At 39.9% G+C, this 25,206-nt stretch carries 20 protein-coding genes; 3 read left to right on the top strand and 17 right to left on the bottom strand.

Annotated features, from left to right (window positions below):
* Nucleotides 1–44: 44 nt before the first annotated feature.
* The 9 genes from ASG14_RS05750 to ASG14_RS05710 form a co-directional block, all read right to left on the bottom strand.
* Entirely contained in the window at nucleotides 45–1,073 is a 1,029-nt protein-coding gene (locus ASG14_RS05750) for a cyclopropane-fatty-acyl-phospholipid synthase family protein (protein ID WP_056870031.1), read from the bottom strand.
* 34 nt (nucleotides 1,074–1,107) lie between these two features.
* Nucleotides 1,108–1,902 carry a DUF1295 domain-containing protein gene (locus ASG14_RS05745; RefSeq protein WP_056870257.1) on the bottom strand — a complete coding sequence of 265 codons (795 nt, stop codon included), beginning with the start codon at nucleotides 1,900–1,902 and terminating at the stop codon, nucleotides 1,108–1,110.
* 80 nt (nucleotides 1,903–1,982) lie between these two features.
* The gene (locus ASG14_RS05740) at nucleotides 1,983–2,312 is read right to left on the bottom strand and encodes a DUF1475 family protein (RefSeq protein WP_082491358.1); all 330 of its coding nucleotides are present in this window, start codon (nucleotides 2,310–2,312) and stop codon (nucleotides 1,983–1,985) included.
* A gap of 198 nt (nucleotides 2,313–2,510) precedes the next feature.
* On the bottom strand, nucleotides 2,511–3,239 hold the full coding sequence (locus ASG14_RS05735; protein ID WP_056870029.1) for an acyl-CoA desaturase: 729 nt from the start codon (nucleotides 3,237–3,239) through the stop codon (nucleotides 2,511–2,513).
* Nucleotides 3,240–3,373: 134 nt separating this feature from the next.
* Complete coding sequence (locus ASG14_RS05730; RefSeq protein ID WP_056870028.1) at nucleotides 3,374–3,871, bottom strand: phosphoheptose isomerase; 498 nt, start codon at nucleotides 3,869–3,871, stop codon at nucleotides 3,374–3,376.
* A gap of 70 nt (nucleotides 3,872–3,941) precedes the next feature.
* Nucleotides 3,942–4,496, bottom strand: coding sequence for a hypothetical protein (locus ASG14_RS05725; RefSeq protein ID WP_056870027.1), 555 nt, complete (start codon nucleotides 4,494–4,496; stop codon nucleotides 3,942–3,944).
* Between the two features lie 114 nt (nucleotides 4,497–4,610).
* The gene (locus ASG14_RS05720; protein ID WP_056870026.1) at nucleotides 4,611–4,844 is read right to left on the bottom strand and encodes a hypothetical protein; all 234 of its coding nucleotides are present in this window, start codon (nucleotides 4,842–4,844) and stop codon (nucleotides 4,611–4,613) included.
* 104 nt (nucleotides 4,845–4,948) lie between these two features.
* On the bottom strand, nucleotides 4,949–5,731 hold the full coding sequence (locus ASG14_RS05715) for a GLPGLI family protein (RefSeq protein ID WP_056870025.1): 783 nt from the start codon (nucleotides 5,729–5,731) through the stop codon (nucleotides 4,949–4,951).
* Between the two features lie 2 nt (nucleotides 5,732–5,733).
* Nucleotides 5,734–8,523, bottom strand: coding sequence for an outer membrane beta-barrel family protein (locus ASG14_RS05710; protein ID WP_056870024.1), 2,790 nt, complete (start codon nucleotides 8,521–8,523; stop codon nucleotides 5,734–5,736).
* Between the two features lie 260 nt (nucleotides 8,524–8,783).
* On the opposite strand from ASG14_RS05710, the gene bla reads away from it, so the two are divergent.
* Nucleotides 8,784–9,659 (top strand): subclass B3 metallo-beta-lactamase, encoded by an 876-nt coding sequence (bla, locus tag ASG14_RS05705; RefSeq protein WP_056870256.1) that lies wholly within the window; start codon nucleotides 8,784–8,786, stop codon nucleotides 9,657–9,659.
* Nucleotides 9,660–9,750: 91 nt separating this feature from the next.
* On the opposite strand, the gene ASG14_RS05700 is transcribed toward bla, so the two are convergent.
* The gene (locus ASG14_RS05700) at nucleotides 9,751–10,089 is read right to left on the bottom strand and encodes a hypothetical protein (protein WP_056870023.1); all 339 of its coding nucleotides are present in this window, start codon (nucleotides 10,087–10,089) and stop codon (nucleotides 9,751–9,753) included.
* A gap of 349 nt (nucleotides 10,090–10,438) precedes the next feature.
* Nucleotides 10,439–10,801 (bottom strand): response regulator transcription factor, encoded by a 363-nt coding sequence (locus ASG14_RS05695; protein WP_056870022.1) that lies wholly within the window; start codon nucleotides 10,799–10,801, stop codon nucleotides 10,439–10,441.
* Nucleotides 10,802–10,989: 188 nt separating this feature from the next.
* On the opposite strand from ASG14_RS05695, the gene ASG14_RS05690 reads away from it, so the two are divergent.
* Complete coding sequence (locus ASG14_RS05690; protein ID WP_157274844.1) at nucleotides 10,990–11,244, top strand: hypothetical protein; 255 nt, start codon at nucleotides 10,990–10,992, stop codon at nucleotides 11,242–11,244.
* Nucleotides 11,245–11,434: 190 nt separating this feature from the next.
* Here the strand turns inward: ASG14_RS05690 and ASG14_RS05685 are convergent, their stop codons facing one another.
* Both ASG14_RS05685 and ASG14_RS05680 read right to left on the bottom strand, forming a co-directional pair.
* Nucleotides 11,435–12,850, bottom strand: coding sequence for an APC family permease (locus tag ASG14_RS05685; protein ID WP_056870020.1), 1,416 nt, complete (start codon nucleotides 12,848–12,850; stop codon nucleotides 11,435–11,437).
* Between the two features lie 32 nt (nucleotides 12,851–12,882).
* Entirely contained in the window at nucleotides 12,883–14,667 is a 1,785-nt protein-coding gene (locus ASG14_RS05680; RefSeq protein ID WP_056870019.1) for a DUF885 family protein, read from the bottom strand.
* A gap of 614 nt (nucleotides 14,668–15,281) precedes the next feature.
* On the opposite strand from ASG14_RS05680, the gene ASG14_RS05675 reads away from it, so the two are divergent.
* A complete protein-coding gene (locus ASG14_RS05675) occupies nucleotides 15,282–17,243 on the top strand; it encodes a glycoside hydrolase family 97 protein (RefSeq protein WP_056870018.1) in 1,962 nt (653 codons plus the stop codon).
* A gap of 132 nt (nucleotides 17,244–17,375) precedes the next feature.
* Here ASG14_RS05675 and ASG14_RS05670 read toward each other — a convergent pair whose 3' ends face one another.
* The 4 genes from ASG14_RS05670 to ASG14_RS05655 form a co-directional block, all read right to left on the bottom strand.
* Nucleotides 17,376–18,773, bottom strand: a complete 1,398-nt coding sequence (locus ASG14_RS05670; RefSeq protein ID WP_056870017.1) for a SusD/RagB family nutrient-binding outer membrane lipoprotein — start codon at nucleotides 18,771–18,773, stop codon at nucleotides 17,376–17,378.
* 25 nt (nucleotides 18,774–18,798) lie between these two features.
* Complete coding sequence (locus ASG14_RS05665; RefSeq protein ID WP_056870016.1) at nucleotides 18,799–21,807, bottom strand: SusC/RagA family TonB-linked outer membrane protein; 3,009 nt, start codon at nucleotides 21,805–21,807, stop codon at nucleotides 18,799–18,801.
* A 332-nt stretch (nucleotides 21,808–22,139) separates the two neighbouring features.
* Nucleotides 22,140–24,407: a catalase/peroxidase HPI gene (katG, locus tag ASG14_RS05660; protein WP_056870015.1), complete on the bottom strand. Its 2,268-nt coding sequence runs from the start codon at nucleotides 24,405–24,407 to the stop codon at nucleotides 22,140–22,142.
* Between the two features lie 326 nt (nucleotides 24,408–24,733).
* The gene (locus tag ASG14_RS05655; protein ID WP_056870014.1) at nucleotides 24,734–25,186 is read right to left on the bottom strand and encodes a PleD family two-component system response regulator; all 453 of its coding nucleotides are present in this window, start codon (nucleotides 25,184–25,186) and stop codon (nucleotides 24,734–24,736) included.
* Between the last annotated feature and the right edge of the window lie 20 nt (nucleotides 25,187–25,206).

Genomic DNA, 25,206 nt, shown 5'->3' with positions numbered 1-25,206 from the left:
TTAACCGGTCGCTTCAGTTTCCGGCAACCAACCTTAACTGTTAATTATTTTTTTTCGAATAAGTAATGGCAAACCATCCATTCATTGCCTTTATTGTAATTAAACAATTCTGCACAACTCATGTAAAATAAGCGCCAGTAAACCCACCATTTTACGGCCTCGTCTTTACCATACGTATTTTCCAGCAGCGGCATAATTTCCTTCTTGTGCTTGTCCATATTGCTTAGCCAGGCTTCAGCCGTTTTGCCATAATTACTTCCATTTACAACCCAGTGTTTGTCGATTTTTAAATCATCGTTAAAGTAAAAAAACAAATGATTTGAGGGCATAATTCCACCGGTAAAGAAATATTTACTCATCCAATCGGTTTCGTCAATTACCTCAAATTTGTAGGCTAATGTTTTATGGGTAAAAATATGAACGAAGAGTTTACCATCAGCCTTTAAGAAACCGGCTACTTTATTAAGCAAAAATTTATAGTTGCGCATGTGCTCAAACATCTCAACCGAAACAATTCTGTCGAAACTGTCTGCAATGTTAAAGGTATTCATGTCGGCGGTTAAAACCGTTAAGTTTTGAATGCCTCGTTGCCTCGCAGTTTCATCGATAAAAACTTTCTGTGTTGCTGAATTTGAAACAACCGTAAAAGTGCTTTTCGGGAATTTTGCCGACATATAAAGCGACAAAGAACCCCAGCCGCAGCCAAGTTCCAGCACATTTTGTCCGCTTTGCAAATCGGCTCGCTTGCAAGTTAAGGCTAACATATCATCTTCCGAAGTATCTATATCTTTTACGCCGGGTTTCCAGTAACCACTACTGTATTTTAGGTTTTTGCCAAGGCAATACTGAAAAAACTCGGTAGGTAATTCATAGTGTTGCTCGTTTGCTTCAGCGGTATTCACGGCAATTGGCGACTGCTTTAATTCATCAACCAAATCCATAAATTTTTCCTGTTGCAACTCTTCGTCGCCCAGCGTTTCGTCATCCAGGCGCTGTTTGCAAAGCTTTCTAATTCCCAAACGCAACGCGGTATCGGGCAATTTGTCGTTTTCTAAAAGTTTATCGTACCACATATATTAAGGTAAAAAGGGTTGTAAGGTGAAGGGTTTAAGATTTCTTGAACCATGGAAAAAAGGCACTGGTAGTTTTCTGGTATTCTTTGTAAGCCTGGGGTTTGCTTCTTAAATTTTGCTCCTCGTTATTCGGAACGCCGGTTACTTTGGTTAATAAATATAAAATTATCGCCGGACTGATAACGGCTAAAATTCCCCACGGCGACGCCAGGGCAAATATGAAGTATGCCATCCAGCTTAACCATTCGAAAAAGTAGTTTGGATGGCGGCTGAAGTACCACAAACCGGTGCTGCAAACCTTGCCTTTATTTTTCGGGTCTTTTTTAAATGCCGCAAGTTGTCTGTCGGCTACCATTTCGCCAAGAAAAGCAATTATCCAAACCGCTAATCCGAGGTACTCTAAAGCCGAAATCTCGGTAGCCGTATTTGCTGCAATGATAAAAAAAGGTATAGCGAGCAACACGTTAGAGATGGCCTGAAACTGGAAGAAAATGAAAAAATTCCTGTCGGCTTTTTCGCCCCACTCACTGCGAAGTTGCTGATATCGACCCTCCTCTTCATGTAAATGACCAATTACCCGCTGCCACAAATGGATACCCAATCTCAGTTCAGCGATAATAAATACAGAGCAGATTAAAATTCTCCGGGCTTCAAAACCTTCGGATAGGAAGAAAGTTATCAGTGCTATTACCGGGAAATTCAGCGCCCAGAAAACATCAACAACGCCGGCATTTTTAATTCGCTTGGCCCAAAGCCAAACCAAGGCCATAATGGTGCAACAAGCGATTAAAGATATGAGGGCAATTAACAGTAAATGTTGGTAATCCATGTAAGGTTTAGGTTTATGCTCAAGATTTGAGTAACGGATTGCCGCCAAGGTTTTACCCTCCACCTTCAACCTTATACCTGCTACCTTTTTACGAGCAATTCTTTTATTCCCTCGCCCTCTTTTAGCTTAAACAAATGAACTAAAACATAGGCAAGAGTGGCAATACTTCCTAAACATACGAACAAAATTGTGATAGAGATTTTAAGAATAATGCTTTTTTCTTTATAAAACATCCAAAGGGTAATGATGAAGATGTTAGCATAAAAATCCCAAAGCGTTGCCCTCATCCAGGGAATACCGCCGAGAAAATCCCATTGCTCAAACAGATTACTTTCAAGCGAAGTTGAAATAACTTTGTAGCACATGAAAATCAATAGTGCAGAGAAAATAATCTTGAGAAAATTTATCATAGGATGAGATTTAATGTTCTTTTTTCGAAAAGCAAGGTATATTTAAAATCGGCTCCGAAAGCCCCGCCATCCGCGTTACTTCGCTACGCTTCGTGCCCGCTTTTGTCGGGTTTAAATAACAGGAGCCAGTGCAGGCCAAAACGAAAAATATCCGTGCCCATTATTTAAACATCGCCAAGCTTTATCCAGCTTATTAAACTAAACTTTTCTAATCTTAATAATCTTCATCCAGTGCAATACCTTCATTACCGGGTAGGTAGGGTCAAACTCCCACCATTTGGTTGCAAAATTCGGACTGTTTGGCTTTTTATGGTGATTATTCTGAAACAACTCCCCCATCAAAAGGAAATCCCAGGGTAACGAATTTTTACTATGGTCTTCGTTATCATGGTTAGCGTAACCATATTTGTGTCCGCACCAGTTTACAATGGCACCATGCAATGGTCCCATTAAAAAATGAACCGGCAACAAAATAAATAACCACCAATGGTTGGCAAAAATAAGGTAGAAACCGATATAAAATAAGCCGCAGCCAATTCTCCATAACCAGGAATTTCCAATTTTATCCACAATTGGCCATTCCGGATAATTGCCCTGAAAAGCAGGCTCAGGTTGAATTTTAAACTGCAAATAGTTCATGTACATGTTTTTGGTTGCAATCATCATCCCGAAAACATCTTTAAAGAAATGAGGTGAATGCGGATCTTTTTCGGTATCGCTGTATGCATGGTGCATACGGTGCAGAATTGCGTAAGCCCTTGGATTTAGAAAAGAAGAACCTTGGGAAATAAGTAAAACCAGGTAAAAGAATTTCTCCCAGAAAGGCTCCATCTTAAACATTTTATGCGATGAATAGCGGTGAAGAAAAAAGGTTTGACTAAAAAGGGATAAGAACCAATGGCAAAGAAAAAAAATGAAAATGATCATGTATTGTGTGTATACTTAATAAACGTAAAAAAGCTACGTTTAGTTTTTGATGGCCTTGAAACCATCATATTGAGCTAATGTTAAAATGCAAATAATCCTGTTCCAAGAGCCGGAACAGGATTTGAAAATATTTTTTACCTGCCGAAATCGTCCTGAACTCTAACGATGTCGCTTTCATCTGAAGGGTTTGAGGCATCAGTATGTTGCCAGATTTCTGCTACAACGCCCCAGTCATCTAAACCAATTAAACGGTGGCGTTCGCCTTGCTGCAATTTTATTTGCTGTTTCGGAGCATATTTTTTTACGTCTCCTTCTTCATCCGTTTCGCTGGTTTTAATGCCAACTGTTCCGGTTACTACTTGCCAAATTTCGGCTCTGCGGTGATGGTATTGCCACGAAAGGCGTGTATTTGGTGCAACAATTAAAATTTTCGGACTCAATTTACCGCCTATTTTCAAACCTTCTACATCTAATCCATCAAAATAAGTATCGGCGAATTGTTGGGCCTGAGCTTCATCAATTACAAAGAAACCACCCCAAGGCCGGGTTTCATCGCGGTTTACTACATTAAAACCTTCAATTTTTAAACGTTGTGCTACGTTATCGAATATTTCTTTTTTGTCGTTTTCCATAATTGGCGTAAAAATAATGCTTTGAAATTAAAAAAGCCCTTTCGGGCTTTTTATTTTTTCACAATCAAAACTACTTAATTTCAGTTATGGTAATATCTGTTGCCTGGCCTACAGATTGAACAATGAACGGAAAAGCAGCACTATTCATAATCCACAATTCCTGTTTCCCATCTTCACTAACCACGTGAAAAACATCAATCTCTTTCCCACTTATTTTAACAACTCCGGTATCCGGCGACTTAACTTTAAATTTTTGGCCGCCATAAGTAAATGCCTTGGTTTCACTCAGCATTTTAAAAGCGGCTTTAGAGATAATTCCAAATGTTTCTGTATCTCCTAACTTGGTAACCCCTAAAGCGGGCTGCGTAACTGCTGCAAGCTGAGTTCCGCTTTCTACTGCTTTTTCGCTCATTTCGAAAGCGCCATCGCCATAACCATCAACAGACCAACCAATGCTTACCGGCGCAGTAATGCTCTTAACAGTTAATACCAAAGGAAACTCTTGTCCCTGAACAAAAGCACTGGCAGACATTACGGTACCAGCTTTAATTTCGGGAATACTTTTTTGCGCTTTCGCCCCCACAAAAATGGCGAGGCAGAAACAAACAGCGATAATCTTTTTCATAATAAGGAAGTTTTTTTTGAAGATAGCTGTTTTTCAGTAAATTAAAAATAACGCACAAAAAAAACCTCCACGTTTTTATTTGGAGGTTTTATTATTTTTTGCCTTTAACAGGAATTAGTTTTCTAAGATGTTTTCTAAAACAGTTTCTATAAATATCAATTTGCCGTTATCCCAGGTTTTTGGCGAAGACAAATCTTCAATAATTGTTCTGATTTTATATTCGGGAATATTTCCCAGGCATCTAAATTCAGTAACCAGGCTATATGAGTTCATATCGCCGAAACCCCTTAATTGCTTTACTTTTTGCAAAAAAGTACATAACTCGGATTTTTGTTGTGGATTTTCCATGCCGCAAATTTAAAGTTTGCCCTAAGTAATCATACATTCAAACTCGCTTTTTGAAATTATTTGTGTTGATATAGATCAACATTTTACGATTTTCATCACGTTCTTTAAAACATATAGACTTTAACTTCTGACAGGCCTTCGGGACCCCAGTCTTTCAAAGCTGCTGTAATGATAGCACTTAAACCTTTATTGGTTGTCGATTTTCCTTTTGTTGGCGGTAAAAAATCTTTTTCAGGAACGGTTGTTTCAGTAACTTTTGTAGCAAACCAAGTCATATTTTCATGCGGCAAGGCTAAACCTAAAATCATTCCGGGCAGCCCCGTAAAAGATTCCGGGCCGCCCGAAACCTCAATCTGATTGGTAAAATAAGCAACAACGTAGATAGAATCCATTATTAATGCATTCGCCCTGCGGCAATCGTAACCTGCAATTTCTCTTGTTTCATCCGTAATTTTCCAGTTTATTTTTCGCAAACTATCTTTTACCAGGTAGAGTTCTTCGTAAACATTTTTCTGACTTAAACTGGTATTGCTATCAAAGTCAGTCAAAATCGTGTTTCGTAAATCAGCAAATGCGTCTCTTGAAAGCCAGGTATTGCCTGCAGCTTCATCGGTCGGCTGCCATTTGTAAATACTTTTGTTTCTGTTAAAGCTCAGGGTACTTTTAGACACTTTAAACTGCGGATTTGTTTTTTTGTATTGGTCAAAAGCGGGTAGATAATAAGTTTCATTATCCTTATTAATCTTCTTTTTTATGATGGCATACATATTCGATCGTTTTTCGAACTCTATCGTACCGTGCTCTACAAAGTGTGCATTTTGAGCCAAAGCATTTCCGCTAAATAAAACAGCGGCAAACAGCAGTATATTTATATATAGGTTTCTCATAATTATTTTTGTGTTTTAGCAGTACCACCCATTTTTGTAAAATCCCAGATTACTGAGAACATAAAATACCTTTTAATAGTTGTGTAACTGGTTTGCGAAATGTTGCTATTGGAAGCCGATCTGTCGAAGCCAACATTCTGATTTAAAATATCGTTAACGCTTAGCAACAATTTTAGATTTTCTGCTTTGAAAAATTTCTTTATTATTGATGCATTCCAAAGTACCCGCTCAAAAGTTTCGTTAAACCTTTGCGTTTTACCTCTAAATTCATATTGAACATCGGTGCCAATTTCCAGCTTGGCAGGCAATTTCACATTTCCATAAAAGTACCCATTTGTTCCCCAACCATCGCTGATACCGAAATTCCCCACACTGGCTCGAGATATATTATAAGTCGGACCGAAACGAAGATAAAAGTTATATTTTTTATCTTCATATTTCGACAAACTTACACCAGTCTGGTAGCTATAGTTTTTGGTATTGTTTAACTCATTGTTTATATAATTATAAGATGAGCTGCCGTTTGCACCTACAGATAAGCCAATATTTAAGGCCGCAAGTTTTAATTTCTTGCTCATGTTGGCATATAAGTAAAAATTAGTCGGGGTTTTATCAGCGATGTTAACCGAACGGATAGTGCTTTTACCAGTTGTTGCGTCCGTAATCACATCACTTACTATTGGATTGTTAACAAACCCGTAAGAGCCGTTTAGCCAAATAGATTGGTCGCTGATTATTTTGTAAGAATTGTAACTTGCGGCAAAATTACTTCTAAAAGATGGTTTCAAATCCGGGTTTCCAAGCACAATATTTAATGGGTCTGTGTTTACGCGAATAGGCTGAATCTGCTCGAGCGTTGGCTGATTGGTATTGCCGTTATAACTTAGTCTAAACGATTTTTGTTGAGAAAAACGATATTGAAAAGATGCCTGCGGCATGTAATTGATAAAGTTCCTGTTGTAAGTAACGTTGTTATAAAGGTCTGCCTGCTTAAAATTTACGCCGCTTAATTTCGAACCAAAGTTGATTACGGATTTTCCCTTCTTATAATTAAATATCGCCCCACCCTGATTGATAAGTTGATCAAGTTCGTAATCGTTGCTGAACTGCGTATCTAAAATATCATAATTACCACTGGCCGATTGGTTGAAAGATTTACGGTCCGATTTGCCATTCATTACATTTAAACCATAGTTAACAACCAGGGTAAGCGCTTTAGACAAGGGTTCTGTATACACCAGATTGGATCTGAATGCGCTATTGGTGATGTTATTTACTTTGTTCTGGTTTATCAGACTATCGCGGGTACCCGCGGCACTGTAAAATTTATTGTCAGAATTTAAAAATCCATCGCTATTGGTTTTGTTGAGGGATTCGATGAGACTTAAGGATAGTGTTCGGCCTTTTTTCTTAAACCGTTTAGATAACAAGGCGCTCATGTTAAACACTTGCTCATCAACATTATTTTGTAGCGTTCTGTCTGTAGAGTTTAGCAAATCATTATTGCCATCGCGGGTAACCGTGTTAAACTTATTGTCAGTATTACTTTCTTTAAGCGTTCCATCAACACTAACCTTCAGGGTAAAAGTGGTGTCCAGTTTAACTTCGTAGGTGAAATCCAGTTTCTGGCGAAACATATCATTACTGTTGTACTGGTTGGCAATGGTATTAATTACCCCATTCGATAAGTTATTCTGATTAATTGTATTTTTCTCTCCGGTAACTCTTATCGAACCGATTTTATAATTCGTGTTTAAAGATTCCTTGTCTTTATTCCATTTACTATCGAAATGTATGCCGCCGGTGCGTGCAACAGGGATGCCCTCACCATTGTACTGGCCATCATAATTATCAAAATCATCGTTACCGACACTCGAGAACGTGTAACCTTGATCACTATCCTGCATATTTGTGCCACCATATTTATCGCGGTCGTCCCAGCCTAAACCAACTGTTCCGGTATTACCGAAAATTCCGTAGGCAGAGAACTTCTTCTTGCCCCAAAATTTATTGAACATACCCTGACCAGTGTAAAATTTATCTGTGGCGATACCACCCTGTAACTTTCCGAAGTATCCGTTCTTTTTGTCTTCTTTTAATTTTATGTTTAGGGTTTTGGTTTTCTCACCGTCATCAACACCTGTAAAGCTTGCCTGGTCGCTCGCTTTATCATAAAGCTGAACGGATTCTACCATATCAGCACGAAGGTTCTTGGTAACCAAGGTTGGGTCATCACCAAAAAATTCTTCACCATCTACCAAAACCTTTGGTACACTTTTGCCTTGCGCAGTAATTTTACCATCTTTGTCAACCTGAAAGCCTGGAAATTGCTTTATTAAATCTTCTACTTTCGCATTAGCTTCAATGTTGTAGGCTTTAGGGTCGAATTCGGTAGTATCGCCCTTAATCTTAATCGCATTTCTATTGCCTTTAATAATTACATCGGCCAAAATTTTTGCCATCCCAGTTAAGTTGATATTCTTAAAATCTTTAACCTCTCTGGTCGAATCCAATGTAAAGGCCTCAACAAAATCAGCATATTTCGGATAGGTAACTAATAATATAAACTTTCCGTTTTTTAAGCCGCCAATGGTAAATGTTCCATTCTCTGCCGAACGCGTAAATTTTACCAAAGTAGAATCTTTTGCATTTAAAACTGAAATGGAGCTTTTGTAAAGTAGCGTTGTTGATGCGGTATCAATAGTTTTGCCTTTAATGGTGTGTGGAGTTTGCGCTTTAAGGTATGAGGAAATCAGCATTAAAAGGCATAGGGAGAGCAGTCGTGTTATCATTAAGTAGTTTGGTTTTTCACCGTCTAATGTAACTAATATTCTAGTTAAAAGCGCCTCATAACACTATTTTTACGTGAACGTTAAATACTTTAACAATTTGAAAAAACGGCGAAATTTATCGTCGAAACATGGTGTACTTTAAGCTAAAATCTGCTGAAGCAATTTTATTTATTTGCTGGAAAACCCAAAAAATACGGCCGGCAGTATTTAAAAATAATGATGCAAGAAACACTACTTTTGAATCGACTTACCCAATGCCTATGAAAACCCTGTTCCGAATAACACTAGCTTTAGCCTCGTTCTTAATGTTCCGAAACGTTTGCGTTGCGCAAACCGTTAGTGAGCCGGCAAATACGCCTGTTGAGTGGTCTGAATCTTATCCGCCTTTTAGGATTGCCGGGAATTTATATTATGTTGGCACTGCCGATTTGGCTTGCTACTTAATAGCTACTCCAAAGGGAAATATTTTAATAAACACCGGACTTGCAAACTCTGCTGAACTTATCGAAACGAGTATCAAAGTGCTCGGTTTTAAACTTGCGGATACAAAAATATTGCTCACTACCCAGGCACATTACGACCATATGGGCGCCATGGCGGCATTGAAGAAAAAAACTGGCGCAAAGGTTTTCGTAAACAGTCCGGATGCGCAGGTAATGATAGATGGAGGCAAGTCAGACTATGCATTGGGTAAGGGTTTAAGTACCTATTTACCGGTTAAACCCGACAAATTATTGAAGGATGGAGCAATAATCAGTATTGGCGGCACTACGCTTAAAATGCTTAGTCATCCGGGGCACACCAAGGGTTCTTGTAGTTTTATATTCGATGTGAAGGATAAGACAAGAACTTACAAAGTCCTTATCGCGAACATGCCAACAATTGTTACGGATAAGAAATTCAGCGATGTTAAACAATATCCCAACATTGCGAAGGACTACGAATTTACGCTGGCCGCGATGAAAGGCTTAAAATTCGAAATATGGCTGTCTTCTCATGCAAGTCAGTTTAACCTACAAAAAAAACATAAACCCGGCGATTCTTATAATCCCTCTGCATTTTTCGACCGGGCTGGTTACGACCAGGCCTTGGCAGAATTAAAGGCGCAGTACGATAAGAAAATGCTCGATAAATAATTTAGAAATCTGCGGTTCTTATAGTTCAGCTAAAAAATAGAATGGAGTTGAAATCGCATAGCGAAGTTTGGCTGGCAGCAGTTAGCGGGTATTAGTCCCACATGGTTCCTGCCAGGCCTAGCACTAAACTCATCCATAACCCGATGAAATAACCTACAAAACTTAAAACTAAGAACACTTTCCCAGTCCAGCCTTTTATTTTTCGAAGTGGCTCTGTAACGTCATAACACAGGCCAACAATTGCACCCAAAAAAGGTGTTAACAATAATGGTTTTATGCGCCAATAATCGCCCCAACTTGGGTTTCCGCTACCAGCACCGATTACAAAAGCACTTATAACGCCTAATGCAATTATTGCCCCTACGGCCATTCTTTTGCCTAAAGCAGGTGTAAAGATGGATTTTCTAGTTAGATTTTCTGTTTGTGTCATATCCTTTATTGATTAAACAACACAAAAATATTAATTTACTTTGAATTTCAAAGTGCTTTTTAAATTATTTTTTCCCGCCTGCTAATTGGCTTATAACTTTATCGCCCCAAAGAAAAGCCATCAAGGCAGTTATCGCTGGCTTCTTCGACTATTTTCCGAATATTAAAATGTTGTGCAATAGAAACTTATATCTTAAAAAGACTTTCCAATCTTTTCGGCTAATGGCGAAATTGACCGGAATTAGAACCTCAGATTAAATAGGATAATTATGCGCTGAGAAAAGCCGCATGAAAGTAAATTGAAAAATTAACTTGCAAAAAAATTTGAATTCAATATAATTTTAAGGCATTTAAACGTCTAAAAGATCTTCAATCGTTCGTATTAAATTTGAGGAATTAAATGGTTTTCCAATAATTGCATCGGCATCGCATTCTATTTCGCCAATTTCTTCGTGCGTTAGCGCCGTAAGCATTATTATTGGAATGTGCTTTGTAGATTCGCCGGTTTTTAATTGATTGCAGATTAACCTCCCATCACCGTCGGGTAGCCAGATGTCGAGTATAAGCAGGTGTGGGGCGAAACTTTCCATTGCATCGGCAAGCGACGTTGCCGAAGAAACGCAGCAAACCCGATAACCTTCACCTGTAAGCATCGCATCCAGACCAGTAAGTGCAAGTGGGTCGTCATCCAGAAACAAAATCTTCTTTTCCATAGGGGTAATTTAACGAGGTCTGAAAATTAAAGCAATATCAGATTTTGAATTCGATTTTCACATTAAATAAGTATTCAAAACGTCAAAATTTTATTTTTTCATTTTTAAAACCTACCTTCATGTGCGAAGGTGTAATATTTTATAATCCATTAACAATAAATCAGTTAAACAAATCCAAAACTCTCAATATGGATAATTCTGAAAAAATTGCACAGCTTAAGGTTCTGGTCGCACAAAAATCAGGACTTGATTACATCAAACCTGAAGACTGTAAAGGCCTTTCCGAACAGATTTTCATCAAAACAAACAACTATTTATCCGAAAAAACTTTGAAGATGTTTTTTGTTGAAAACAGAAAAGAGGCCACGCCTTTTATTCTAAATTGTTTAGCGCAATTTGCAGGGTTTGGCGATTGGAACCAATATCTTGAACTTAAATCTTAAGTAAAATCTTTAAATCCCTCACCCGGCCACTAACCATAGCATAAATACCTTTAGGCACTGTATTTTTTTTGATTCTAGCTCCCCGCAAAAATCCCCTTAAGTTTTTAGTGTGCTACTGTCCAGATACTCCATCGCCTTTCTTGTTTCAACTTCCCGCTAATATTTGACCCGGCTTTCTCAAGCCATTATTTTATAACTGCTTTGAACGGTAATTGTTTTTGATAAGGTAATAAACCGGAATACCCACTAAAGTAATTAATAAACCTGGCCAGGTAAAACGTGGTTTATAAACGATAAGCAACAGGCAAAATGCCATGCCCATTGCAATATAAATGATTGGAAGCACCGGATAGCCAAAGGCCTTATACGGACGCTCGGCATCCGGCCGTTTTTTGCGAAGGATAAAAATTCCAAAGATGGTTAGCATGTAGAACATTACGACAACGAAGGAAATCATATCAAGCAAATCGCCATATTTACCACTAACACACCATATGCACGCAAATAAGCATTGAACCCACAGGCCAAAACCCGGAACTGAATTTTTATTAAGCGTGCCAACCTTTTTAAAAAACAAACCGTCTTGCGCCATAGAATAGTAAACCCTTGCGCCAGCCATAATTAAACCATTGTTGCAGCCGAAAGTAGACACCATAATCATCACGGCAATACCAATTGTACCCGCCGTACCAAATATGTGATTTGCTGCAGAAACAGCAACCCGATCTTTATCTGCATAGGCAATGTCATGCAGGGAAAGCATGCCGGTATACATTATATTAGTGAGAATATAAAGAATGGTTACAATGATGGTTCCAAGCGCCAGACTTAAACCAATATTTCGGGCCGGATTTTTAATTTCCCCCGCAATAAACGTTACATTATGCCAGGAATCGCTACTAAAAATAGACCCGACCATAGCCGCAGCAATTGCGCCAAAAGCAGCCAGCGTAGAATATGACGATAGCGTATTACCGGCAGACAGACGCCCCAGGTGCCACATGTTTGTCCAGTTGTTCTTCCATACTTCGCCATCCAAAAAATATAAACCAAAAATGATTAGACCGAAAAGGCTGAGGAGTTTTGTTACCGTAAAGCTTGTTTGAATAATTTTACCGGCATTAACGCCCTTGTTGTTGATGTAAGTGAGTAAAATAATTATTGCTATGGCAAGCAACTGGGCCGGCGAAATGGTTATAAATCCTAAATTGACGGCTACAATATCTTCGCTTAAAGCAGGTATCAGATATGCTGTAAATTTTGCAAAAGCCACACCAACTGCGGCGATTGTAGCAGTTTGTATAACCGTAAAAAAACTCCATCCATACAAAAAGCTAATCAACGGATTGTAAGCCTCCTTTAAATAAATGTATTGTCCGCCGGCTTTAGGGAACATTGCGCTTAATTCGCCATAGCTTAATGCGGCAGTGAGTGTCATAAAACCAGTTATCAGCCAAACAATAAGTAACCAGCCAGAACTGCCCACATTACGGGTGATGTCTGCGCTAACAATAAAAATGCCCGAACCTATCATGCTTCCCGCAACCAACATGGTGGCATCAATTAACTTTAATGACGATTTAAATTGTGTATTTTCTGCTTTCATAAGTTTTCACATTAATTTGCCGGTCAGGAAATTTACGGTTTGCCAGGTTGGTCATAAAACTTCCAGGATGTGGTAAAATCTCTGGTTAAGGGTTGATTGGTTAAGGTTGCGCGAATCATTTCTACCGGGATAAGATTTTCTTTAATTATTGAATCATGAAATTGTTTAAAGCTCATTTTACCGCTATCAACAAGCGCTTTCTTTAAGGCAAAAAGCTGCAAACCTCCGGTTAAATAAGCAATCTGGTAAAGCGGACTATAATTTCCCTGGAATGACCTACGCACTTCACCTTCGGCATTGGCACGCTCATGCCCCACTCTATCCACCAGGAAATCGACACATTGTTGTGGCGACCATTTTCCAAGATGGTAGTTGAGTGAAAAAAGTATTCTTGCACAGCGATGCATGCGCCAGAATAACATACCAATTTTTTCTTCGGGCGTTTGCGCAAAACCTTCATCGTAAAGTAAAAGCTCCCAATACAAAGGCCAGCCTTCCAAACTGAAAGGTGTTTTAAATGGGTCCCTATAACCTTTATAGCGGCTGTTCATATAATATTGAAAATGATGGCCTGGTAATAGTTCGTGTTGAACTGTGCCCCTTGAGAAATATGGATTATTGCCCCGCATGCTCATTAACTTGTCATCTTCCTGCATGCTATCCGTTGGATAAGAGATGCTGATTTCTCTCCCGCCTGTGAAAAAAGGATTTACAAGTTGCCTTTCTGCAGACATCATTACCATCCCCCAGGTTTCCTCTGCTAGAGGTGGAATGTCGATAAGGTCATTTTCTTTAATAAATTTTAATGCATCTTCCTGGAGTTTTACAATAAGTTCAGGTTGCCTGCCTAAAGGCACGTAACTGTTTTTTATTTTTTCCTGTGCTTTTTTCCAGTCTTTCCCAAACCCCATCGCGGCTGATGCTTTTAACAATTCAGCATCGCAAAACTCAAACTCTTTACTGGCTATTTGCACAAGTTGTTCCGGACTATAAGGAATCATTTCAAAATCCAGTTGCCTGATAAGTTCTGTTCGTCCAACCGGAAATCCTTTTATCCCCAATTTATCGTGCTTGCTAATAAAAAGGCTATCGTTTTTAGCCACGAAACCCGCAGCATAGCTGGCTAAGGCAGAATCGGCCCGGGCATAAGGCTTTGGTACCCACCAGGTAAATGTGGGCTCATAATTCATATAAAACTGATAAAAGCCTTTTAACCGGTATTTCAAACTTAGGGCAATTTCTGCCGCCGTTTTTAACTGTTCCGAATTAAGTTTATTTGTGTTTTTAAAGTTTACAGATGATGAATCGATCAGCTTAGCGGTTGAGTTTAGCTGCGCCGCCAAAAGTGCGCCATCCTTGTAGGTTCCTCTTCTGCGAAGCGCTTCCAGGCTGTAAATAGAATCTGCAAAGGGGAAATACTTGGCCAGTGTTCGGTAATTTAGCTCCTCCTGGTTAAGGAGTGAAATTGAAGCCTCAATCTGTCGCTTTAGCAAAATGTAATCTACTTTGCCATAAATGCTGAACGAATCAAAACTCAGCGCTTTTAATTTTGAAAGATAGCTGTTATTTAAATCTTGAAGCCGCTTCCGTTGAAGAGGGCTTTTAAAAGTAGTTAGTGGCGATATATAAAAGCCACCAGTGTAAAAAGGATAGTAAAAGTCGTTTATGGCATCTACATCCTTCTGATAACCAATAATTGCCGTCCCCATTTCGCTCGTTTGCTCAAAAAGGCTCGGGTTTTGAGCGCAAAGTTTGGTAGAAAAAAAAGTGCATAAACCTATTGACAGTAATGCATACAAAATCAAATTATTGCGCATAAACTAAATTTGTTAAAAGCAGACAATCGCTGTCGCATCTGATGAACAGGATGAGACAGTTTCGTTGGAAAATAGATAGTTACATGACATAGCCTCGCCGTGCAGTATCGAATCAGGGATATTAAAAACAGCTAACCTCAGGCCATTCAATAAGGATAACCTAAGGCTTTACCGTTTAAAAAAAAATAAATCTTTCCTGTTTACAGACTAACCTGGTTTGGCATTCACAAAGCTGAAAATATGTATATTAACTTCATCATTCGAATCTTTACAGCATAATGTGAAAATATGGTTGCAACCAGATAATATTAAACAGTTATGTCTTTCAGACCTGAAATAGCGATAACTGAATGGCCAGATGATAGGTACTTATTTGTCTAGCTGTGTTCAATTGAAAGCTGTAAGCTTGCGGCATAATCCAAATTTAAACTGGATAAAAAATGCGTAGCATTTGCAAATTGTAAAGCTTATTTCCTTAAATATTTCCATTAATTTAGCTAAGGCACCGGCGAACCGTCAGCGAGTGGCGAAGTTATCCGCCAATAGTCTATAATTATAAGCCTTAAACATTTTCACCAGCGTGCAGAAAGTAAATCAAACCAAAATATCAAAATATGAGAAAAGTTATTACAACAGTTATTTTATTCTTTTTCGTGGTCAACTTTACCTACGGAAAAGATTTTCAGGTTAAGTCTCCCGATAAGCAGATAACCATTACAATAACCACAAACAATAAGCTTTATTGGAGCATTCGCTACAAGCAGGACCTAATTCTGCAACCCAGCCAAATTGCGCTAAGTCTAAAAAATAAACTTGAGCTGGGGATTAACCCCGTTCTACTAAAACAGAGTTTATACAGTGCAAATGAAACCATTTCGGCCGTTGTTCCTGTTAAGAGCCAAACGATAGCAAACAATTACAATGAACTTAAACTCGATTTTAAGGGCGGCTACAGCTTATACTTCAGGGCTTACAATGATGGCGTTGCGTATCGTTTTCAAACGGATTTAAAAGATGAGATAGAAATTGAACAGGAAACGGCCGATTTCGATTTTGGCAGCAACAACCGTGTTTTCTGGCCTCAGGAAAGCGACCCGAATTTCTTGTCGCATTTTGAAAGTTTGTACAAGGATTCTACCATCAACGCATTTAACGAGCAACAACATGCCGCTCTGCCAATGCTGATTTATGCTAAATCGGGTGTGAAAATGCTTATCAGCGAATCGGACCTGTATGACTATCCAAACATGTTTCTTTTTGGCACTAATGGAAATAAGTTAACAGCCGGTTACCCGAAAAATATTGCCGAAAGTAAGCCTGTTGGAGATAGAGGTATCAAGATTACTAAACTGCAGAGTTATATCGCCAAAACTAAAGGCAGCAGAAAATTTCCATGGAGAAGCATTGCCATTTGCCCCGAAGACAAAGATTTGCTCGTTAATAACCTCACTTACAAACTATCAACGCCATCTGCAATAAACGAAACCAGTTGGATAAAACCGGGCAAAGTAGCCTGGGATTGGTGGAACGACAATAACATTTACAATGTAGATTTTAAAGCAGGAATTAATACGCAGACTTACAAATATTACATTGATTTCGCCTCGAAGTTTGGCCTGGAATACATTATGCTGGATGAGGGCTGGACTAAAACAACGACAGACTTACTCCATACCACACCTGATGTAAATTTGCAGGAAATTATTGCTTACGGTAAAAGCAAAAAAGTTGGCGTGTGGCTGTGGACATTATGGGGCCCGCTCGATGCCGACATGGAAAATATTCTGGCAACCTATGCCAAATGGGGAGCAGTAGGTGTAAAAGTAGATTTTATGGCCAGAGCCGACCAATATATGGTGAATTTCTATGAACGTGTTGCCGCAACTGCGGCGAAGCACCACCTGATGGTTGATTTACATGGCGCATATAAACCAGTTGGCCTGAATCGTAAATATCCGAATGTGCTTAGCTATGAGGGTGTTCGCGGACTGGAGAATAACAAATGGAGCACAGACATTACACCGGCACATAACGTTACCCTTCCGTTTATCAGAATGGCTGCCGGACCAATGGATTATACACCTGGGGCTATGATAAATGCCAATAAAAAAGACTTTAGCATTGTATACAGCGAACCCATGAGCATGGGCACAAGGGCACATCAGGTAGCTATGTATGTAATGTATGAAAGCCCCTTGCAGATGCTGGCCGATAATCCGTCGAATTATTTAAAAGACCCCGCCTGCACGGAATTTATCTCCCGGATACCCACCACCTGGGATCAAACAGTAGCGATTGACGGCAAGGTGGGCAGCTACGCAATCATCGCCAGGAAAAAGGGCAACAAGTGGTATATTTCCGGCATGACAGATTGGAATGCCCGAAGTTTTAATATTGACTTGAGTTTTCTGGACGATAAAACTTACGAAATGGATGTTTTAAGTGATGGCGTGAATGCAGACAGACATGCGTCTGATTATAAAATCAGCCATTTACAAACTACTAAAGGAAAGAAAATCACCATCAACCTCGAAAAAGGCGGAGGTTGGTGCGCCATCTTATCGCCACAACCTTAGGCTAAACCAACTATTACGGCCATCAGTTAAACGAAACTGGTGGTCTTTTTTGTCGCCAGAACCGAAATCTTTTTCACAAAAAAAGGGTGCCCGGTTAAAGGCACCCAACTAATCAAACTTAACAAAAGGTTTTTAATTAACATCCCACCATAGCCTATCGCCCAGTTTAGCTTTTTGCTGTGGTTGAGGATTTGCTGTAATTTCTGCATTTGGATAAAGTACCCTTCTTGGTATTTCAGAAAGTGCATTCTTAACCTTTACCAAAGCCGGAAATCCGGTTCGGCGCCAATCGGTATAATTTTCTGGATTGAGAAAGTTGGATACGCCCTTTTCCTCGATAATTAAGCGAAGCGCATTTGTAGCGGTAAGTGTTCCTCTCAATGCCAGGTAAGTATTTATATCTGCAGTACTTACGCCTACCTTTGTCATATGTTGGCGCACACCGTCTTGATAGAAAGGTTGTGCTGCCGCAACACCAGAAACGATAAGCGAAGCTTCTGCTTTAATGAACAAAGCTTCAGTGTAATTTATAAGGTAATTATTTGCGCCTGCACCGGCGTAAAAATCACTGGGAATGGAGTAAGATTCCAAACTTCCAATGTCTTCCAAACCAATTTGCCTACCGGTATAAAGTCCCGTTTGCTTGGCCGGGCTAACCATTTTACTCAGCCTTGGATCGTTTCTGGTTGCAAAACTATTAACGAAAGTGTTGGCAAGCACATACGTTGTGCCTGGTAAAAAATTCTGTTGCCATGGGTTTTCTGCGCCCGCAGCACCACTAAATGCAATTTTAGCATCGTCGTTGTTACTCTGCATACCATTATTTAATGCAGTTAAAGCAAGTTGTGCCTGTGCAGCCGGTGTTATACCTGGCGCTTTGCTTAAATGGAGGTAGTAACGTGCCTTTAATGTGTAGGCCAGCTTACTCCACTTTGCCATGTCGCCTGCGTAAATATAATCGTCGCTTCCTGGTGATGAACCGGTATTTCGTCCAATATCGGCTATGCCCTCATCAAGCAGAGCTTGAATTTGAACGTAGATTTGTTGCTGGCTGTCGTAACTCGGGTTTGGAACTTCGACACCTAAAAAGGCTTTGCTGTATGGCAGATCGCCCCAGGCATCTGTAGCATAGCCCAATGTATATGCGGTTAATATTTTAGCGATGGCACCATATTTTGAATTGCCATTTGTAGCCGCTTTCGCTTTTAATAAAACAAGGTTGTTCAATGTTCTTACGTAAACATTATTCCAATCGCCATCCATATCTACGTTGTACATAAGGTAGGTACCCGCATTGGGCGCAACCTGGTTAAGCGCAATAACCTGCATATACTGTTGCAAAACCAAGCTTAAGTTTCCATCGCCACCTGCGTTAATATTTTGCGAAATCAGCATTTCGATAGGCGGAAGCATCAACGATTCCTTTACGTCTATCGGCCGGTTAGGGTCGTCGTTAACATCTATGTATTTTTTGCATCCCGCAAGAACGAAGATGAAGGCAAAACCTAAAATAAAATATATCTTTTTCATGTTATTTCTTTCTAATTGTTATCACCTATAAAGTCAATTTCAAACTAAAATCAATCGACCTCGACGTTGGTGTTGAAAATGAGTAAATTCCCTGTGCGCCGTTTGAAGAACCGAAAGAACTCACCTCAGGATCTCCACCTGTAAAGTGTGGTGCATAAATCCAAAGGTTTCTGCCAGTAACCTGGAAACCCAGGCCTTTAAAAGGTGTTTTCTTTAACCAGGCAGGTTTAACGTTGTAACCCAAACTAACGTTTCTTAATTTTACATAAGTTCCGTCCTGAATAACCGACTCCAGTACGCTATTAGCCCTTTGATAATAAGCCTGACCAGAAACTGAAATTGTGTTTGGCTGCCCTGTAGTAGCATTTACGCCATCAACAATACGTGGCCCGCGATCTTCGGTTACTTTTGGCGTACCATAGAAATAGCCATAACCATCAACGTTATTTTGTATGTCGCCTCCTTTTTTCATATCAAAGGAAAAGCTCAATGAAAACTGCTTGTATTTAAAATTGTTGACAATACCTGCCATCCAATCCGGGTTAATATCGCCAACAATGCCTTGTTCATCCGCTGCAAAGGGAAGGCCTGAATCATCTGTTAACAACTTACCTGCGGCGTTTCTGGCGTAGCGGGTACCGTAAATAACGCCATAAGGCTGGTCGACAAAGATAAATGTAAAGCCATTTCCAACCTGAGTTAAATCTTTATAAATTGAAAGCACTTTATTTCTGATTCTGCTGTAATTAAATGTTAAATCCCAGCTAAAATTCTCTGTTACAACCGGTTTTGCATTTAACAAAATTTCTATACCTCTGTTGCGCATCGATGCAGAATTTACACTTGTGGAGTTGAAGCCTGTAGACGGTGCGAGTGCAACCGAAGGAATAATGCCATTTTTGGTTTTCTTATCGAAATAGGTAACTTCCAGTCCTAGCCGATTTTTGAAGAAACCAGTTTCCAACCCGACCTCAAATTCGTTTATACGCTCATTTTTCAGGTTTGGGTCGCTCAGCGTTCCGCTGATTAAGAACCCGGATTGCCCCTGATAAGGGAATGTGATATTTCTAATCGTTTGCGATTCATATGGCGTTAGCAGGCTATACGGACCAATACTCGCATTACCAACGGTGCTGTATGATACCCTCAATTTGCCAAAGTTCATCACATCAGCCAATCCTTTTGAAAAGAAGTTAGAGAAAATAAAACTGGTAGCAGCAGAGCCATAAGGATAGAAACGGTTATTTGTTGCCAAAACGGATGTTCCATCGTACCTGCCTGTTAGCGAGAGGATAATAAACTTCTTGTAATCAATATTCGACTGGAGGTAAAAACCAATTTTTCTTGTCAGGTAACTTGTTTCTGAGAACTTTACGGTTGAAGTTGATGCGATATTATTAAAGCCTGGAATGGTAATGCCCAAGCCGTTCGCATAAGCATTTTCAGAGTAGGTAGAAATGATGTTATTACCTAACAAGGCTTCTAAGTTAAAATCGCCAAAGCTTTTGCTTGCGTTAACGATTAAATCGTTATTGTACTGCCTAAAATTGGTATTGCTGTTTACAATTCTTCCATTAGGATTAGAAACTGACAGCAGCGACTCTGTGTATTTGCCTTGCTCTACATATACATCGGCACCGAAACGTTCGGTAATGGTTAGCCAGTTTAGTGGTTTGTAATCGGCGGTAAAGGTCGGCAAAAAGCGATTTACAATAGATGTTTGGCTAATATTATCCGTTACCCAATAAGGATTGTTTCTTGAAAAACGGTACAGGCGCTGCGTTCCATCTGGGTTTGTAGCCGGTTGCAAATCGTAGGAAACCGGTGCGGAGAATATGGTCCAAACCGGACTTTCGAGCGCATAGCCCTCCGGAACTTTTTTGTTCTTTGTGTTTGCGTAGTTTAGCGAGAATGTAATATTCAAATCTTTAACTACTTGTGTGCTGAATTTGCCAAAAAGCGTATTTCTATCAAATGATGTTGATGGAATTGTTCCCTCCTGGGCTAGGTTTGTGTAAGAAAGGAAATATGAGCTGAAAGCACCACCGCCGTTTAAACTAACAGTATTGGTATAGGTTTTACCTGTTTTAAAAAACAAATCAGACTGGTCATAAACCTTAGCCGGTTGTCCGTTTATTTTCAGGGTATCCATTAATGCACCCCAGGATGTGCTTGTTTTTTGATTTACGCCGTCGAAATATACACCATTAGATCCTAACGAATATTTATTTTGGATTTCTGGCAGTAACGGATTTTCTATCGAAAACGATGAAGAAAAACTGATTGTGGGCTTTTTATTCTGGCTGCCCGCCTTTGTTGTGATGATAATTACGCCCTTCGCCCCATCCGAACCGTAAAGCGCTGTTGCCGCCCCACCTTTCAAAACATTAATACTTTCGATGATATTTGGATCTAAATCAGCAATACGATTTGTGCCCGGGCCAGAATTTAAGTTTCCGGTTTCGTCATTGTTTACCGGAATACCATCAATTACCATTAGCGCCTCATTATTTCCATAAAGTGAATTGGCGCCCCTGATTACGATTCTTGATGAACTTCCCGGCGCACCAGACGAACTGGTAATTTGTACACCCGATACTTTACCGGCAAGCGCATTTACAAGATTTGGCTCTTTAGACTGCGTAATCTGGTCGCCTTTTACCTCCTGCGAGCTATAGGTTAGATTTCGCTTGTCGCGTTTTACACCTAAAGCGGTTACCACAATCTCATTTAAGTTCTGCTGATCTTCGGTTAAAACGACAGCAATATTGCTTTGACCTCTGTTGCTAACCTCCATTGTTTTGTAGCCAATGCCGCTAAACACCAAAGTGGAAGGGTTTACATTTTTGATTGAGAATACGCCCTGCGCATCAGAAGAAGCACCAGTTGATGTTCCCTTTATTTTCACCGATATGCCAGGTATTGGTTTTCCTAATTCATCGGTAATTTTACCGCTAATTAATGCCGTTTGACTGTAACTCCGTATAAAACAGAGCATAGCCAGCGTGCACAGAATAATTTTTAGTTTGGTCATTGAATTGAATTTAGTTATTGGTCAGACCAAAGCTAGTCTTCTCGAAAACCAAATTAAGCGTTGATTTTAGCACGTATTAACCAGAAATTAACACAAATGTCACAGTTGTTTTACAATTCACTTCAAGAAAAAAGATAAAAGCAAGGAGCCCGGAAGCCGGCTTTAAATTTTTCGACAGGTAATAATTTTTAAACGTAAGTCAGCATAAAACGCTGAGCCAACTAACTGCAATGGCTAAAAACCAAAAATCCACCAGCTATTTTTGTAGCTGATGGATTTTTTATTGCGGTTTCAATTTCTATGACCGAAATCAGTCTGAAATTTTGAACCTGTTAATGTTTTAAATCGAACCTATCCAGATTCATTACCTTATCCCATGCATTAACAAAGTCGGTAACAAATTTTTCTGATGCATCATTACTTGCATAAACCTCCGCAATGGCACGAAGCTCTGCATGCGATCCAAAAACAAGATCTGCACGCGTAGCTGTCCACTTCGGCTGGCCTGTTTTACGATCGCTGCCGAGATAAAGCTCATTTTCAGACGATGTAGCTTTCCACGCCGTATTCATGTCCAACAGGTTTTTAAAGAAATCATTGGTTAGCTGTCCTGGCCTTTGGGTAAACACACCATTTTTCGACCCATCAAAATTCACATCGAGCACACGCAAGCCCCCTACTAAAACTGTTAATTCTGGTGCTGTGAGGTTTAACAGATGTGCTTTATCGATAAGGATTTCTTCAGCAAAAACCGAAAGATTTGGTTTTCTATAATTTCTAAATCCATCGGCAAGAGGCTCCAGAAAACTAAATGATTCAACGTCGGTTTGTTCCTGAGATGCATCTGTGCGGCCTGGCCTGAAGGGAACTTTAACACTGTGACCGGCATCGTTCGCAGCTTTTTCTACCGCAGCTGAGCCAGCGAGTACAATTAAATCAGCAAGTGATATTTGTTTGCCAGCAACCTGCGCACCGTTAAAGTCTTTTTGTATTTGCTCCAGTACCCCTAAAACTTTCTGTAACTGCACCGGATTGTTAACTTCCCAATCTTTCTGTGGAGCTAATCTGATTCTGGCACCGTTAGCGCCGCCACGTTTGTCAGAACCTCTAAAAGAAGAAGCCGAGGCCCAGGCAACAGAAATTAACGCTGACGAAGATAAGCCTGACTGCAAAATTTTTGCTTTTAATAAGTCTGTGTCATTTTCATCGACAAGGTTATAACTTACCTTAGGGAGCGGATCTTGCCACAATAACTCTTCCTGCGGAACATCCGGACCAAGGTAGCGCGATACGGGACCCATATCCCGGTGGGTTAATTTAAACCAGGCACGGGAGAAAGCATCAGCAAAAGCTTCCGGATTTTCAAGCAAATGCCTCGATATTTTTTCATATTCAGGATCGAATCTTAAAGACAGATCGGTGGTAAGCATAGTAGGCAGATGCTTTTTATTTACATCAAACGCATCAGGAATTATGGCTTCGGCATTTATTGCCTTCCACTGGTGTGCGCCGGCCGGACTTTTAGAGAGTTCCCATTCGAAGCCAAAAAGATTTTCGAAGAAATTGTTGCTCCATTTTGTAGGTGTCGTTGTCCAGGTCACTTCAAGTCCGCTCGTAATGGTATCGCTTCCATGTCCCGAACCAAAAGCGTTGCTCCATCCAAAACCCTGACTTTCGATTCCTGCAGCTTCAGGCTCTTTTCCAACATGATCTGCGGATGCAGCTCCATGCGTTTTGCCAAATGTATGGCCGCCGGCTATCAAAGCAACGGTTTCTTCATCATTCATGGCCATACGTCCGAAGGTATCCCTAATGTCTTTAGCGGCAGCCAAAGGATCAGGATTTCCATCAGGTCCTTCCGGATTTACATAAATTAGTCCCATTTGCACGGCAGCAAGTGGTTTTTCAAGCTTCCGGGAATGTATGTCACCATCGGCATCGTCATCACTTACCAAAACGCCATGCCCTTCTACCACGCCTTCTGAGCCATGAGCATAACGAACATCGCCACCCAACCAGGTTTTTTCAGAGCCCCAGTAAACAGACTCATCAGCCTCCCAAACATCAGCACGGCCACCTGCAAAACCGAATGTTTTAAAACCCATGGATTCGAGCGCAATATTTCCGGCTAAAATCATTAAATCCGCCCACGATATTTTCCGCCCGTATTTTTGTTTAATTGGCCACAGTAACCTTCTGGCTTTGTCCAGACTAACATTATCTGGCCAGCTATTTAATGGAGCAAAACGCTGCAAACCTGCTCCGGCTCCACCGCGTCCGTCGCCAACACGGTAAGTTCCGGCACTATGCCAGGCCATTCTGATAAACAAACCACCGTAATGGCCAAAATCTGCCGGCCACCAGTCCTGAGAATCCGTCATCAGCTCATGCAAATCAGCCTTTACAGCATCTAAATCCAGGCTATTGAATGCCTCGCGATAGTCGAAATCTTTATCGGGATTTGATAATGCAGAATTTTGCCTTAAGATATTTAGCTTTAACTGATTCGGCCACCAGTCATTATTTCTTGTACCGCCACCGGCAACGTTCTGCTTTAGGCTTCCGTTATGAAACGGGCATTTGCTGATATCATTTTCCATTTAAATAAACTTTATAATTTGGTTATCGTTTACATTAATTCGTCAGATAAATATACTTAAAAAAGGAATCGCGAATAATCATAAAACTTGATAGGCACATAACTAAAATCTATTTACGTGAAATAAGTGTTGGGATTTACTTGAGAAAGATAAATTGCCTGGCGCAGAGAGCAGATGCCTAAGGGCAAATGGTTTATGATTTATTTGTTTCGGCTCGGAACTAATTAACAGAAATTATTCAAAAATAAAGCGCACGAAAACTCAGGAAGTTGCTTGAATCACAGCAAAGTGGACCGAGGTGGCTTTTTTAGGAGGGAAATATTTTATTAAAGCTTTATGTGGCCTTGTAACGTTAAATCAACCTTTGATAAAAGATCACTTATATTAAAGGGTTTTGCTATAAACCCATCAGAGCTACAGGAAAGTTCGACATGTGTTTTGGATGAATTGGCGCTCATCATCAGCACAGGAATATTGGCAGTAGATGCTTGCTTTTTCAACGCATTGCACACTTCAATTCCATTCCCATCCGGAAGCATTATATCCAGTAGATAAAGATCTGCGCTTTTATCATCTCCTTTATTGAAATCTTTAACAGTGGAAAAACCATAAAATTCGTACAGTTCTTCTGTGAGTAGAATTTCTATCACGTCCCGTATCCCCTCATCATCTTCAAGCACAAATATTTTTTTCCCCATCGTTATAATACAATGATTATTAATCGCTTTTGTTTCAATTACTTCGCAAGGTTGTCGATTTTTATTTATTCCGGTTTTCATTTGTTTTGGCCAAAACCATT

The organism is Pedobacter sp. Leaf194, from assembly GCF_001423945.1.
Classification (GTDB): Bacteria; Bacteroidota; Bacteroidia; order Sphingobacteriales; family Sphingobacteriaceae; genus Pedobacter.
Note: the sequence above shows the minus strand (reverse complement) of the source record. Positions and strands in the feature narration are given on the sequence as shown.

Excerpts from the sequence above, each read along its gene's own strand:
- ASG14_RS05750 (WP_056870031.1), bottom strand. The coding sequence starts at position 1,073 with ATGTGGTACGATAAACTTTTAGAAAACGACAAATTGCCCGATACCGCG.
- ASG14_RS05745 (WP_056870257.1), bottom strand. The coding sequence starts at position 1,902 with ATGGATTACCAACATTTACTGTTAATTGCCCTCATATCTTTAATCGCT.
- ASG14_RS05740 (WP_082491358.1), bottom strand. The coding sequence starts at position 2,312 with ATGATAAATTTTCTCAAGATTATTTTCTCTGCACTATTGATTTTCATG.
- ASG14_RS05735 (WP_056870029.1), bottom strand. The coding sequence starts at position 3,239 with ATGATCATTTTCATTTTTTTTCTTTGCCATTGGTTCTTATCCCTTTTT.
- ASG14_RS05730 (WP_056870028.1), bottom strand. The coding sequence starts at position 3,871 with ATGGAAAACGACAAAAAAGAAATATTCGATAACGTAGCACAACGTTTA.
- ASG14_RS05725 (WP_056870027.1), bottom strand. The coding sequence starts at position 4,496 with ATGAAAAAGATTATCGCTGTTTGTTTCTGCCTCGCCATTTTTGTGGGG.
- ASG14_RS05720 (WP_056870026.1), bottom strand. The coding sequence starts at position 4,844 with ATGGAAAATCCACAACAAAAATCCGAGTTATGTACTTTTTTGCAAAAA.
- ASG14_RS05715 (WP_056870025.1), bottom strand. The coding sequence starts at position 5,731 with ATGAGAAACCTATATATAAATATACTGCTGTTTGCCGCTGTTTTATTT.
- ASG14_RS05710 (WP_056870024.1), bottom strand. The coding sequence starts at position 8,523 with ATGATAACACGACTGCTCTCCCTATGCCTTTTAATGCTGATTTCCTCA.
- bla (WP_056870256.1), top strand. The coding sequence starts at position 8,784 with ATGAAAACCCTGTTCCGAATAACACTAGCTTTAGCCTCGTTCTTAATG.
- ASG14_RS05700 (WP_056870023.1), bottom strand. The coding sequence starts at position 10,089 with ATGACACAAACAGAAAATCTAACTAGAAAATCCATCTTTACACCTGCT.
- ASG14_RS05695 (WP_056870022.1), bottom strand. The coding sequence starts at position 10,801 with ATGGAAAAGAAGATTTTGTTTCTGGATGACGACCCACTTGCACTTACT.
- ASG14_RS05690 (WP_157274844.1), top strand. The coding sequence starts at position 10,990 with ATGGATAATTCTGAAAAAATTGCACAGCTTAAGGTTCTGGTCGCACAA.
- ASG14_RS05685 (WP_056870020.1), bottom strand. The coding sequence starts at position 12,850 with ATGAAAGCAGAAAATACACAATTTAAATCGTCATTAAAGTTAATTGAT.
- ASG14_RS05680 (WP_056870019.1), bottom strand. The coding sequence starts at position 14,667 with ATGCGCAATAATTTGATTTTGTATGCATTACTGTCAATAGGTTTATGC.
- ASG14_RS05675 (WP_056870018.1), top strand. The coding sequence starts at position 15,282 with ATGAGAAAAGTTATTACAACAGTTATTTTATTCTTTTTCGTGGTCAAC.
- ASG14_RS05670 (WP_056870017.1), bottom strand. The coding sequence starts at position 18,773 with ATGAAAAAGATATATTTTATTTTAGGTTTTGCCTTCATCTTCGTTCTT.
- ASG14_RS05665 (WP_056870016.1), bottom strand. The coding sequence starts at position 21,807 with ATGACCAAACTAAAAATTATTCTGTGCACGCTGGCTATGCTCTGTTTT.
- katG (WP_056870015.1), bottom strand. The coding sequence starts at position 24,407 with ATGGAAAATGATATCAGCAAATGCCCGTTTCATAACGGAAGCCTAAAG.
- ASG14_RS05655 (WP_056870014.1), bottom strand. The coding sequence starts at position 25,186 with ATGAAAACCGGAATAAATAAAAATCGACAACCTTGCGAAGTAATTGAA.